General features: G+C 48.3%; 10 protein-coding genes. All 10 read left to right on the plus strand.

The genetic code is table 11. From position 1 onward, the window contains the following. Window positions 1–135: IS3 family transposase (locus tag F599_RS15190; RefSeq protein ID WP_156021996.1), on the plus strand; the 135-nt coding region annotated here is incomplete at its 5' end. Between the two features lie 506 nt (window positions 136–641). Then, a complete protein-coding gene (locus tag F599_RS14095) occupies window positions 642–1100 on the plus strand; it encodes an ImmA/IrrE family metallo-endopeptidase (RefSeq protein WP_019543360.1) in 459 nt (152 codons plus the stop codon). 782 nt (window positions 1101–1882) lie between these two features. After that, complete coding sequence (ylqF, locus tag F599_RS0109830; RefSeq protein ID WP_019543361.1) at window positions 1883–2809, plus strand: ribosome biogenesis GTPase YlqF; 927 nt, start codon at window positions 1883–1885, stop codon at window positions 2807–2809. After that, window positions 2784–3575 (plus strand): ribonuclease HII, encoded by a 792-nt coding sequence (locus tag F599_RS0109835; RefSeq protein WP_019543362.1) that lies wholly within the window; start codon window positions 2784–2786, stop codon window positions 3573–3575. The genes ylqF and F599_RS0109835 overlap by 26 nt, the downstream gene beginning before the upstream one ends. A gap of 19 nt (window positions 3576–3594) precedes the next feature. Further along, on the plus strand, window positions 3595–5613 hold the full coding sequence (locus tag F599_RS0109840) for a hypothetical protein (protein ID WP_019543363.1): 2019 nt from the start codon (window positions 3595–3597) through the stop codon (window positions 5611–5613). Between the two features lie 465 nt (window positions 5614–6078). Beyond that, window positions 6079–7965: a glutamine synthetase gene (locus tag F599_RS0109845; protein ID WP_033369333.1), complete on the plus strand. Its 1887-nt coding sequence runs from the start codon at window positions 6079–6081 to the stop codon at window positions 7963–7965. Between the two features lie 148 nt (window positions 7966–8113). Continuing rightward, window positions 8114–9727: an MBL fold metallo-hydrolase RNA specificity domain-containing protein gene (locus F599_RS0109850; RefSeq protein ID WP_020700564.1), complete on the plus strand. Its 1614-nt coding sequence runs from the start codon at window positions 8114–8116 to the stop codon at window positions 9725–9727. Between the two features lie 330 nt (window positions 9728–10057). Then, entirely contained in the window at window positions 10058–11005 is a 948-nt protein-coding gene (locus F599_RS0109855; RefSeq protein WP_020700565.1) for an aspartate carbamoyltransferase catalytic subunit, read from the plus strand. After that, window positions 11002–12288: a dihydroorotase gene (locus F599_RS0109860; protein WP_019543367.1), complete on the plus strand. Its 1287-nt coding sequence runs from the start codon at window positions 11002–11004 to the stop codon at window positions 12286–12288. Before F599_RS0109855 ends, F599_RS0109860 begins: the two co-directional genes overlap by 4 nt. A 25-nt stretch (window positions 12289–12313) precedes the next feature. Further along, the gene (gene carA / locus F599_RS0109865) at window positions 12314–13387 is read left to right on the plus strand and encodes a glutamine-hydrolyzing carbamoyl-phosphate synthase small subunit (protein WP_026327939.1); all 1074 of its coding nucleotides are present in this window, start codon (window positions 12314–12316) and stop codon (window positions 13385–13387) included.

A 13387-nucleotide genomic window follows, 5' to 3' on the forward strand; every position in this document is an offset into this window, starting at 1 on the left:
CATTTCAGGACGCGTTCTGAGGCAAAGTCTGCAATTTTCGAGTATATCTGGATTTTCTACAATCGCCAGCGAATCCATTCGGCTAATGGCTACCGTACACCAGAGGCATACTACAATGAACACCGAGTCGCCTAGAACATCTTCTCAAGGAGATTAGCCGTTATCTAGTCGCTACAGTTGCAACCCATAAGGATCCGGAAAGGTATGTAAAACCAAGCAATTTTAAGATTTAAAGAGCTTCCTTTCGTTTAAAGATTCTAATCGTCGGGGGACAGGCCAAACCGCCGACGCTGATTGCATCGCTCGATGTGCCGAAAGACTCAACGGTTGCGCTCGTCCGCTCGGATACGTTCGCATACAGCAAGAAAGTTGACACAAGAGACATTCGCAAGAGCGTATCTATTCCCGCGTGGATGGACAGCTTGGCACGGGAACACAACCTGAATTTCTCGAACGTCCTGCAGAACGCCATCTGCAGAGAGCTGAATATCGCACAATGAGTCAGGCCGTCTGTGTTGGAGTACCCGGGTAGTCTATAACTATTTGTAACTATTTGTTATAATGAAAACAGAGGAGGTGAGGTAGATGACCGCGAAGAAACAACAGGCCATTTTTCGCAAGCGGAACGTGCAGCCAGTAAATTGCTCCGGGAACAGAGCGCGCTAAAAACGCCAATCAACGCCATACGACTAGCGAAGGCCCTTGGATATGAAGTATATCAAGCGAGTTTCAAGGACAACGCTATCAGCGGCGGCGTCAACTTCCAAAAACAGGGCGGGAAAATATACTTGAACAGAAACGACTCACCGACGCGCCAGCGCTTCACATTGGCACATGAACTTGGACACTGCATCATGCACAGGGAATACTATCGGAATGGTATCCTCGAGCGGATTGATGTGTTTCGTAACCCGGAGAACCATAGCCAGGAAGAAGTAGAAGCAAACGCTTTTGCAGCGAATCTGCTCATGCCGGAACAGATGGTGAGAGAAATGTGGAAGCGATGGGGATACACAGAGATACTGGCGGATATCTTCAAAGTATCATTATCGGCTATGTCGTATCGTCTATATAATTTCCACCTGAAAGGAGATTGGTGAAATGCCTGCTGACAGGGAGGAAGACGAGATACAGGAATTTTCGGATAAATCATAGACGATAGTGTAAGAATCAGGGACGTCGATACCTTGACTGAATCAGACGCGCCCAACTCCGACAACCTTAATATCTATATAGCCAGTCAGATTATCAGAACATGGACAGAGCAACATCAGTCAGACATTCGACTACGAAAGAAATTTGCCAGATACCTGCTGATACTCCTTCTAAATGAAACAATTATTGTCATGGGAGTTTTCGTTGGTGTTGGTCTGCGGCAACTCGTATATTCGGAAAATACAGTGCAGCTATTTTTGACATTATCCATCGGACAAATCGTTGGAGCAATCTTTATCATAGTCAAATATTTATTTTCGAAAGACAGTCATATGGCCTGTTTCGGGATTTCATCCCCAAAGGCACATCGATGGAACCGTTCTGCAATGAGGACATTCTGAACATGGCAGATGCACTTAACCAGCGTCCACGGCGTATGCTTGGTTACCATACGCCAATGGAATTATTCGAAGTATTCCTCGATGAAGTCTATACTATTGATAATGCTTCTTGATTATATTTCTGTTCAATAAGGGATGGGGAGAGTTAGTTCCCCACCCATTCTGATGGAGTGCCAAAAGTTGTCACCCATAACGGGCGACTTGCCGCCCATAGACGATTTAACACGGTATAAAATCGTTGGGGATGATAAGGGAGACACTAGCGAAAATATTTTGGGAAACTACGAACCCCCAGTAATATCAAGGCTTTGCAGGAGTGAGGATAAATGACGGAAAAGAATAATATAAAGGAACTGCCAAGATTACAATGGTTTCCCGGCCATATGCGCAAAGCACAGCGCCTTATCGAAGAAAATCTAAAACTAGTAGATGTCATTATTGAACTTTTAGATGCACGGGTTCCTGCCAGTAGTGCAAACCCTATGCTAGCCGAAATGATTGCGGGAACCCCCAGGTTGATCGCACTGAATAAATCAGATCTAGCCGACCCTGCCATGACAAAGGCATGGCTTAACTATTTTCATATACAAGGCATAAAAGCTGTTGCTATTGATGCAAATAAGGGAAAAGGAATGAAACAGCTTATGTCAGAGGTAGAGGATTTAGCGCGTCCGCGAACGGAACGGTTTGCTAAAAGTGGTGGACGGCCGCGCGCGGCACGGTGCATGATTCTGGGAATCCCTAATGTGGGGAAATCCTCCTTGATTAATCGTCTTGCTGGCGCAGCAAAAACAAAAACAGCAAATATGCCGGGAGTAACGCGCGCAAAACAATGGATAAAAATTGACAAAAACCTCGACCTGCTTGATATGCCTGGCATTCTTTGGCCGAAGTTCGAAGATTCATCTGTCGGGTTGAAATTGGCCTTTACAGGTGCCATCAATGATGATATTTATGACCAAGAGCAAGTAGTGGAATTGCTCTTGGAGGCACTTCTTCGCGATGCACCGAAACGCCTTATCGAACGTTTTAAATTGCCAGAGCCACTTCCCCAGCGAGGTCATGAGCTTTTAGAGCTGATTGGGCGAAAACGAGGCTGTTTGGTAAAAGGCGGAAATGTGGATATCGATAAAGCACAGCGAATTGTCATGGCAGAATTTCGCGCAGGAAAGCTTGGTCACGTAACTCTCGACCAGGTACCCACGAGCTCAACGGAGATGGATACAAATGAAAAAGTTACCTCAGCACATTGATGTGAGTAAAATCACCCTGCAGGAAATGGAATGCGTTCTTATGTCAGATGACATAGATGCCTCTTTTGTAACAGCCTGTAAGGCAGACTCCCGTAAAGCAGCACAACGTCTTGTACGCCGTTACGAAAGGAAACAAGCAGAGCGCGCTCGTGTAGCAGCATTATATAAATATGAGAATGCTGCAATTGCCGAAGGGGCACGGTATATAGCTGGTGTCGATGAGGCGGGACGAGGTCCTCTGGCCGGGCCAGTATCTGTCGCAGCTGTCATTTTACCGAATGACTTATATCTGCCAAAACTCAATGACTCGAAAAAGCTTTCTTCCAAAGTACGAGAAGAGTTGTTCGAGGAAATCCATGCGAAGGCTATCGCAATCGGCTCTGCGCTGATTGATGCAAAAACCATTGACCGTATCAATATTTATCAAGCTACAATCAACGGCATGTATGAATCTATTTTCTCGCTTTCTCCCCAGCCACAGAAAGTCCTGATTGATGCCGTGAAGCTCGACCGCTTATCTATTCCTTCAGAATCTATCATTCACGGAGACGCCAAATCAGCCTCGATTGCAGCGGCCTCTATCATCGCGAAGGTGACACGCGATCATTTGATGGATGCGTATGACCGGCAATACCCGGAATACGGTTTTGCACAACATAAGGGATATGGTACAGCAGCGCATCTAGCCGCTTTGAAAAAATATGGTCCATGCCCAATTCATCGTTTATCATTTGAACCTATTCGTTCGATGTATCCTATAGAATGATACAGAAGGAGGGAATGACATGCCAATGGAAGCTGGGGCAGTCGGTGTACGCCCCGCGCTCCGGCCACAAGCGCAAAATAATGTAGATGATGTTGCGCGTAAAGACAGTGATGGAGCCGCAGATGGTTTTCGCCCGCAAACAAATGTTGCTATAAAAAATGCCATAGATGATATGGCAGGCGTACTATCAAAAATCGCTGCAAACGAAAATAAGGCAATGGCAGAAATGCCTCAGGATTTGCAGAGGGTTCTGCAAAACGTATTAAAGAACGCATTTTCCTTTAACAGGACGCTATCAGAAGGATTGGGCAGTACCATGGAAAGTCAGCGCTTTTCCATGGAGCAGCTAACTTCCGTGGCACGTACGCTTACACAAATGGCTACACTGGCAGAAAAAGGATATGATGTTCAGTTCAGCGACGGCTTGCAGACGCTTTTGACGAATTTAAAAGGAGCCATTACTTCTACCGAGCACGGTCAAGATCTGGAACCCGTGCTAATCCTCAAGGAATCCTTCGAACTGCTCAATGGAAAAGAAGCAGCAGATCTCCCACAGGCATTGCAACAAATGATTGCACAACTGCAAGAAGTAAGAACTCCAGCAACACCAAACAGCAATCTATTAAAAGGTCTCCATCAATTGATCCGCTATTTCATGCCACAAGGAAAACTTCCGCAACCCTCCGAGACTACAGGCCAGCAAATGAGTCCAGGATCAACAGGTAAGCAGACATCGCCAAATACTTGCGCACCGGCTGGTAGCGTTATATCACAGAAATTTACCGCAGATCTGGGACAGGAAGAAGCGATGACACAAGCAAAAAGCGCCACGAAAGGATTTACTGCAAACGCGGCACAAGAAACAACCCCCCCCCAAGCAACAGTCTCGAATGCTACTCTGCAAACGAAAACCATACCAAAAATAGAACAGGGATCCATAATCGGCAAAGGACAAACATCAAGCGTACAGCAGACAGAGACAAAATCTGTAGTAGATGCAAACCGCCCTTTGCAAAAAAATGACTTCCTACTTACTGAAAAGCAAAATATGAAGCACACCACCAGTACGGAGGAAAATTTGGCATCAACACCGCAAAAAGAGTCAGCACAAAGTGCACGCTTCCCTTCGCAAGACCCTTTACTAAATGGATTGAAGATGTCACAACATTTTGCTGAGCGACAACAGACTACAAAAAATGTATCATCTAATAATCTTCCCAAAAACAATCCAGAACAAATCATAGAGAAGAATACCCGGGAAACGGCCGACAGGCAGATTACAGCAAGAGAGGCAAGAGAGTTCTTGATGAAGCAGCCATTCGAGAACTCTCCCCAACTGATATCGAGCTTGAAAACCGCGGTGTCACGCCTCTTGCGGCAGGGAAATTTATCGCTAACGGAAGCACAATCCCTGCAACGTTTCGTGAAAGAGCAGGGACAGGTATTTTCTCCGAAAGAAGCTCGTCAGATTGAAACTCTATTGCGGCTTTGCCAACAAAATATACCAGCAACAGTCCAACAGGCTGCTATCCAACAGAATCTGCCGGGATTGCCGCGTTTATGGGCATTCATGCAGTTATGTGATCTTGCAGTTGCCAAACGACTGAACGCACGGCAATTAAAAAAGGCTGGTCATGAGATAGCAGATTTTGCAACTTCCATGCGAAGCTCCATGGAGGGCGATCATGCTATCCAACCAGGCCAGCGTTCCATGAATTTCATGATGCCGCTTTATCTGGGGGAAAATGAGCAAAGCTATCCGGCATACATTCATGTTTATGATGAAACACAGGAGGACAAGGAAACCGGGGTATTAAAAAAAGAGACGTGGTTGAGGCTCTGTGTCCTCACGGATCATCTTGGTGCAGTGGAACTCACTTGCCGTGTTTATGATAGGGAACATCTCGATATCCGTCTGTTCTTTGCGGGTAATGATACGGCACAACAATTCCGCTCCTTTGTTCCAGAACTGCGCAGAAAATTACGTAATTCAAAGCTCCATCTCGAAGACATTGCCATTGACGCAGCCAATGACTAATTCATCCGGCTGCATCATTCCAAATGTCGTTTAGGAAGCGCTGATAAAATGAGGTGCTCCGGATTTATGCGGATGCGCTGTATCTCCCTAGGAGACAACGCAGACGCGTGAAGACGGAGTGCCGAATTAATCAGTGATTCCTTAATCCATTCGACGCAGTCCCCTTCTCAACACAAAGTGCAAAAACGTTTTCCTGTATGAACCGGAATTCCTGATGAATACGATCATGTAATCACGTAAATACGAAATGCAAACTATATCAGTATCATCCAGTATCGTCCAAAAGAAAATGCTTTACATGTTCCCTTTTCTGTGATAATATAAGTCTTGTCCAAAAGAATAATTAGGCAATGGAGCCTTGCAGAAAGAATGATTTTGTCGTCTACGGCGTACGAGATTGTTCCTTTCGGCATGGCTTTTATTTTTTTGTGCAGATAATCTGCAGAAAGAAAAGGGTGGTTTAACATGTTAGATGAGTTACTGTATGTGATTCCCGCAAATACAGCAAGGGAAGAAGTCAAGAAAGCGCTCGAGGCACATCCGGAAATCAAGTTCGTCTCGCTCGTCGGCATCGATATGGCGGGCAACGATACAGATGAAAAGATTCCCATGCGAATCTTCCTCAAGGACATGGATGAGTTCTATGCTGGCACAGCAGTACAGACGGATGGATCCTCCGTCGTACTGCCGGGAATCGCTACGCTGAACAATGCGAAAGTCGATATGCCAGTGGATCCGTCTGTAAATTGGTTCGTCGACTATAACTTCGAGCATTACGACGAAGAAACGGAAAAGCCCATCGGTACCCTGCGCATCCCATCCTTCCTCATCCATGAGGGCAAACGCGTTGACTCGCGTGCCGTGTTGGCAGACTCCCTCTCTTATGTCAAAAAGAGTCTTCTGGCTCTTTTCCAGGAGCATCAGGATATCAGCGGTCTTGCTGTGAAGGGTTCCGATATTGCTGATATTTCCTTTACCTCCGCAACGGAGCTCGAGTTCTGGGTCAAGACGCCGCTTGAAGAAGCAGATATCGAAGAAATGTCCGCTTCCCAGGTGATGCAGGAACAGTACTGGGAGCGCACGCATGGCGCTGTTCGCACGGCGCTTGAGGAATGTGTCCTGACACTGGAGCGCTACGGTCTGAAATGTGAAATGGGCCATAAGGAAGTCGGTGGTCTCAAGGCGCAGGTAGATGAGAATGGCCGTATGACGCATGTCTGCGAGCAGCTCGAAATTGACTGGCGCTTTGCAGATGCTGTCCAGGCTGCAGACAATGAAATTTTCGTTCGCACAATCGTGCGTGAGATTTTCCGTAGCAATGGCTTGGAAGTTTCCTTCCAGGCAAAGCCGATGATTGGTCTGGCTGGCAACGGTGAGCATACGCATATCGGTATGGCTGCTGTCCTCAAAGACGGCAAGCTTGCGAGCCTTTTCGCAGCTGCAAAACCTGAAGAGGATTTCATGAGCGTCGTCGGCTATGGCGCTATCATGGGCCTGCTCAAGAACTATGAAGTAATCAACCCGTTCGTTTCTGCAACGAACGATTCCCTTAACCGTCTGAAGCCCGGCTTCGAGGCGCCGGTCTGCATCGTCACCTCGCTGGGTCATACGCCTGCAATCCCATCCCGTAACCGTACGATTCTCGCCGGACTCATTCGCGACCTCAAGAATCCGATGGCAACGCGTTTCGAGCTTCGTGCCTGCAATCCGTATACGAACACGTACCTCGTGCTTGCTGCGATTTATTCTGCAGTGCTCGATGGCGTGAAAGCCACCATTGGCAAGACGACGAAAGAATGCCTGGCAGAGCTTTCCAAGAATGCTGGAGAGGATGGGTTCTATCTCGAGAAAGATCGCGCGTATCGTTCCGAAGACGATGTCTTCGAGGACTATACGGATGAGGAGCGCAATCGTCTCTTTGGTGCGCCCCCCGCAACGGTCTGGGAGAATATGCAGGGCTTCGAGACGTATCCTGAGAAGGTCAAAGTCATCACGGCTGGCGGTGCGTTGCGTGAGCAGATTATCAGCGCCTTCCGTGCTGGCGCTCTCCTCCGTTGGAAGACTGAGCTCGTAAGCCGTATCATTCCTGAGAATCGTGAAATCGTACGCAAGGCGAAAGAAATCAAGAGCGCTTACGTTACGGATCAGGATTCTTATAATTGGAACAAGATCAACGGCATCCGCACGTATCTCGCGAAAGACAGCATCGATGAGAAATCTCTCTTCACGCTGTTGATCAACGCGCTGAACGAAAAGGACTATGCAACGGCTTCCGGACTGCAGGTCGAGATGTATGACAAGGTAGAAGAGCTCAAGAGTCTCTACGATGCGTACGCGAAGAACATGATTTGATTGTTGGACCACCCATCAATAGCGAGAACGGTTGTGCTTTCAGGCACAGCCGTTTTTGCTGTCTAATAAGAAATTTTTTTGTCAAGCAGGAACTAAGCCGATGAAATCAGAATAATACAACAAAGAGCATCAGAGGGGAGTGTTATTTATGAGACTCGAATTCATTGGTGCAGCCCACACAGTGACCGGTTCCTGCTATTTACTGGAATCACAGGAAAAACATTTCTTGATTGACTGCGGTATGTTCCAAGGCTCGAAACGTGTCCGTGAGCTCAACTATGAGGAGTTTCCTTTCGTACCAGCAGATATCGAAGGTGTTCTCCTGACACACGCACATGTAGATCATTGCGGCCTGTTACCAAAGCTTGTCAGAGAAGGTTTCAAGGGAACTATATATGCGACAAAGTCTACCTGCGAGCTTTGCCAGATCATGCTTCCGGATTCAGCGCATATCCAGACATCCGATGCCGAACTGCTGAACCGCAAGGGACGTCGGCGCGGTGATACGCCTGTGCAGGCACTTTACAGCATTGATGATGCGATGGAGGCGCTCAAGCACCTTTCGTCAGTTCCCTACGAGAAAGATCTCCAGCTGGCTGATAACATCCGCGTGGTTTTCCGTGATGCCGGGCATATTCTCGGTTCAGCCTTTTTAGAAGTCTATGTTACGGAAAATGGTAAAACGACGAAACTCGTTTTCTCTGGTGATATTGGTCAGCCCAATCAGCCGATTCTCAAAGACCCCGCACGTGAAACAGGGGCAGATTTCTTGATTGTCGAATCTACCTACGGCGATCGCCTGCATCAAATCTACGATAAAGAAACGAAACTGTTAGAGGTCGTCAATGATACCATGGACCGCGGCGGTAACCTCATTATTCCGTCCTTTGCTGTGGGACGGACACAGACGCTGCTTTACTACTTCTATAATTTGTGGAAACAGGGACGAATGGACGGCGATATCCCCATCATCATTGACAGTCCTCTCGCCATCGCTGCCACACGTGTTTTCTTAAAGAATTTTCAGGATTTTGACGAAGATGCCCTGGCATTGTTCAAAAAAAGCGGCAAGATTCCGCGCTTCCCCCAGGTACGCGTTTGCGAAACAGCCGCAGAATCAAGAGCACTGAACAGTGAAGAGGGGAGTGCCGTCATTATTTCTGCGAGCGGCATGTGCGATGCAGGACGTGTCCTCCATCATTTGAAGCATAACCTTTGGCGCCCGGAATCAACAATCCTTTTCGTTGGTTATCAAGCAGAGGGAAGTCTCGGCAGACGACTCGTGGACGGCATAAAGCGCGTGCGCGTATTGGGCGAGGAAGTCGCTGTCAAGGCGCAAATCATGACGATGAATGGTTTTTCTGCCCATGCCGATTCGAATCAGCTTCTAGATTGGATCTCAGGAATCCAAAATCCTGCACCTGCAAAAATCTTTATTGTACACGGCGAAGCACAATCACAAGAAGCACTCAAAGCGCGCATTCAGAAAGAATGCAAAGTAGAAGCCTATATTCCCTTCCGCGGTGACCTCGTTCAGATTGCGGGGAGAGCTTCTGAGATTCAGCCATCGAATGTACCGGAAGTCTCTGTAGAGATGGAAATGGAAGATGTCTTGCGCGATTTCGATGCAGATTATCGCCAGTTGCGCCAGAAGGTCTTGTCGCTTGTCCTGAGACAGCCGAAACAGATGGAGCCGATCATCAAGGTGCTCACAAAGGGGCGCAATTATTTGCGCAAGCTGTTTGCGCCGTACAATATTTGATCCTCTCTTGCAAAAGATTCAGCAATACGGTATAATGTGCCTAACAAGCGGAGCGGGACTCCGTGAAAAAGAGTATATGCCTTTTAAAATGCGTACTGCGAGACGCATAAAGGAGCCCAATAAACGCATGAAGTTTGTTTGAAGCCATTGAGCTTTCTTATGCTGACGCATAGGAAAGCTCTTTTTATGTAAACCCACAAATGCGTAAACCAGAAGAAGCATCACGTTTGGCTGGATTTACTACAAAGTTAGTGCAGAACATCCGCATAATGAATCTGGATGTGCGCAACTTATATGATGTCGGCCATTTTCTACGAAGGAGTGATCAGCTTGGAGAAAAGCACCGTGTCCCTGCGTGGACGCAATGTTCTCGGCTTGGAGGATTTCAGTCCTGAGGAAATCCATCTCGTGCTCGAAACAGCCAAAGAGATGAAAAACATTATTCACCGAGATATCAAGAAGGTTCCCACGTTGCGCGGAAAATCCATCGTAACACTTTTCTATGAGCCGAGCACGCGTACGCGCACTTCGTTTGAGCTCGCCGGTAAGTATCTTGGCGCGGATGTCGTAAATATTACGTCTGGTACGAGCAGCATCGTCAAGGGCGAAAGTCTGCGGGATACGCTTTATACTGTCGAGGCAATGGGGGTAGACGCCATCGTCATGCGCCATAAGGCTGAGGGCGCGGCGGAGTATGCCTCTCGCATTGTCAGTCCTGTCATTCTCAATGCCGGAGATGGAGCGCACGCGCATCCGTCGCAGGGGCTATTGAATCTTTTTACGATTCAGGAACATAAAGGGAAGCTGGCAGGCTTGAAAGTCGCCATCCTCGGCGATGTCCTGCACAGTCGCGTCGCGCGCTCTGATATCTACGGCATGCGCAAAATGGGGATGGAGGTACACATCGCTGGCCCCAAGACACTGCTGCCACGTTACCTCTATGAAGAATCTGGCATTTTTGTTCACGAGCGGATTGAGGATGCCATCAAAGATGCGGATGTCATCGAGGTCCTTCGCATCCAGCTCGAGCGTATGAAAGGCGGCCTTTTCCCAACGACACGTGAGTATGCACGCATCTTCGGACTCAACGAAGCACGCCTTGCCCTGGCCAAGGACGATGTACTGATCCTTCATCCAGGACCAATGAATAAGGGATGGGAGATTTCTCCATTCGTTGCCTATGGGAAAAATTCTGCCATTCAGGAGGAGGTTCAGAATGGCGTTGCCATTCGCATGGCACTGTTTACTTTGGTCCTGACGGGAGGGAAACAGGAATGAAAGTTCTGCTGAAAGGCGGCAGGGTAATGAATCCTGCTGTAGATTTTGACGAAACCGCTGATGTGCTGATAGAGAACGGAAAAGTGGCAAAAATTGCCAAAGACATCCCTACAGATGATGCTGATGTGTATGATGTTACCGGCAAACTCGTTACGCCAGGTCTGATTGATCTGCATGTACATTTCCGTGAGCCTGGCCAAGAGGCGAAAGAGGATTTCGAGTCCGGTTCCAAGGCGGCTGTAGCCGGCGGCTTTACAACTGTCGCTACTATGCCTAACACAAATCCTGTTGTCGACTCCGCTGCTCTCGTCCGCAGCCTGAAGAAACGAGCAGAGGATGTTGCACGTTGTCATGTGGAGATCATCGGCGCCGTAACCAAGGGGCAGCAGGGAAAAGAACTTGCAGAACTGGGTGACATGGTGCAGGCCGGTGCAGTTGCCTTCTCTGATGATGGACATTTCGATCCGACCGCAAAGGTCTTGCTTAATGCCTACGATTATCTTCATGCCTTTGACAAGGTCATCATCAATCACGAAGAAGAAACCTCTCTCGTAGAAGAGGGTGTCATGAATGAAGGTCACCGGAGCGCGATGCTCGGAATGAAGGGGAGACCGACGGTCGCAGAGGACATCGCGGTGGCACGTGATGTCCTGTTGGCAGAATACGCTGGTGCTCGCGTCCACGTAGCTCACATGAGTTCCGCCCGCGCAGTGGATATCGTCCGTCAGGCAAAAAAACGCGGCGTCCGTGTAACTGCGGAAGTGACACCGCAGCATCTGACGATGACAGATGACTGCGTCAATCTCTATGATTCTTCGACGAAAATCAATCCGCCGCTGCGCACGCAGGCGGATTGCGACGCCTTGCTGGCAGGACTCAAGGACGGCACGATTGATGCCATCGTGACAGACCACTCTCCACACGCACAGGAGGAGAAAGATCGCGAATATATGTTCGCACCGAGCGGTTTCCCCGGACTGGAAACCTCGTTAGGTGTCATGCTGACAGATCTTTATCATGCGGGAAAGCTTGACCTCAAGACCCTCATTTCCAAGATGACATGGGAGCCGGCCAAAGTCTTCAAACTCGACGCGGGAACACTCAATGTCGGTAGCGCAGCTGATATTACCGTCATTGACCTGGACAACGAATGGGTCGTCGACGCGAAGAACTTCTACACGAAGGGAAGTCATTCCCCATTTATTGGACGGAAGTTTAAGGGAAAAGCCGTCATGACGTTTGTAGATGGCAAGATGATGATGCGTGATGGCAAGGTAGAATAAGGGAAGAGAGGCGTTTTCATTGACACTGAAGGGAAAGTTGATTCTCGAGGACGGTAGCGTGTTCTACGGAGACTTGCTGAATAATATGAAAGCAACCGGCGAGGTCGTTTTCAATACCAGCATGGTGGGCTATCAGGAAAGCCTGACAGATCCTTCCTATTGCCGCCAGATTCTAACACTCACATATCCTTTGGTCGGTAACTATGGTATTGCGGACATTTTCATGCAGTCACGAAAATCTTTTGTCAATGGCTTCGTGATTGGCGAACTTTGTGCGCATGGCAGCAACTGGCATTATGAAACGGGCTTGTCAGATTTCCTCACCAAACAGGGTGTTCCATGCCTCTATAATGTCGATACACGCGCGGTCACACGCCGTATCCGCAATTCCGGTACGATGAAGGGAATCATTGTCGCAGAAGATGTGACAAAAGCGGAAATTGACGAGCTCTTTGCTGTCCCAATCAAAAAAGATGTCGTCATGGAAGTCACGACACCAGAACCTTACACAATCGAAGCAGAAAATGAGGATGCCCCCTTCGTCGTTGCCATGGACTTCGGCGTCAAACGCAATATCCTGAAGTCGTTGCACGAAAAAGGCTGCAAGCTCACCGTAGTACCGGCAGGTACCAAGGCGGAAGATGTCCTTTCACTCCAGCCAGACGGGATCTTCCTCTCGAATGGCCCTGGAGATCCCGCCGATGTGCCAGACATCGTAGAAGAAATCAAAAAGCTCATCGGAAAGAAACCTATTTTCGGCATCTGCCTCGGCCATCAGCTGATCGCACGCGCTCTGGGTGCCAAAACTTATAAATTGAAGTTCGGCCATCGCGGTACAAATCAGCCGGTCAAGAATCTGCGGACAGGGCGCGTGCAGATTTCCTCCCAGAACCATGGATACGCAGTGGATGCAGATTCCCTGGCGGGCCTGCCGCTTGAAGTGACGCATATCAATGTCAATGATGGAACCATTGAGGGAATGCGTCATACCAGTCTGCCGCTGTTCTCCGTTCAGTATCATCCAGAGGCTGCTCCGGGACCTGACGATAACATGTACTTATTTGACGAGTTCTGGTCCATGCTGAAGAAGGGGGAGTAA

Origin of the sequence: Selenomonas bovis DSM 23594 (assembly GCF_000381005.1) — a bacterium.
In the GTDB taxonomy this organism is placed as follows: domain Bacteria; phylum Bacillota; class Negativicutes; order Selenomonadales; family Selenomonadaceae; genus Selenomonas_C; species Selenomonas_C bovis.

What these genes read in the sequence shown, in the direction of transcription:
- F599_RS0109850 (WP_020700564.1), top strand. Translation starts at nt 8,114, where the DNA reads ATGAGACTCGAATTCATTGGTGCAGCCCACACAGTGACCGGTTCCTGC.
- F599_RS0109845 (WP_033369333.1), top strand. Translation starts at nt 6,079, where the DNA reads ATGTTAGATGAGTTACTGTATGTGATTCCCGCAAATACAGCAAGGGAA.
- F599_RS0109835 (WP_019543362.1), top strand. Translation starts at nt 2,784, where the DNA reads ATGAAAAAGTTACCTCAGCACATTGATGTGAGTAAAATCACCCTGCAG.
- ylqF (WP_019543361.1), top strand. Translation starts at nt 1,883, where the DNA reads ATGACGGAAAAGAATAATATAAAGGAACTGCCAAGATTACAATGGTTT.
- F599_RS0109860 (WP_019543367.1), top strand. Translation starts at nt 11,002, where the DNA reads ATGAAAGTTCTGCTGAAAGGCGGCAGGGTAATGAATCCTGCTGTAGAT.
- F599_RS0109840 (WP_019543363.1), top strand. Translation starts at nt 3,595, where the DNA reads ATGCCAATGGAAGCTGGGGCAGTCGGTGTACGCCCCGCGCTCCGGCCA.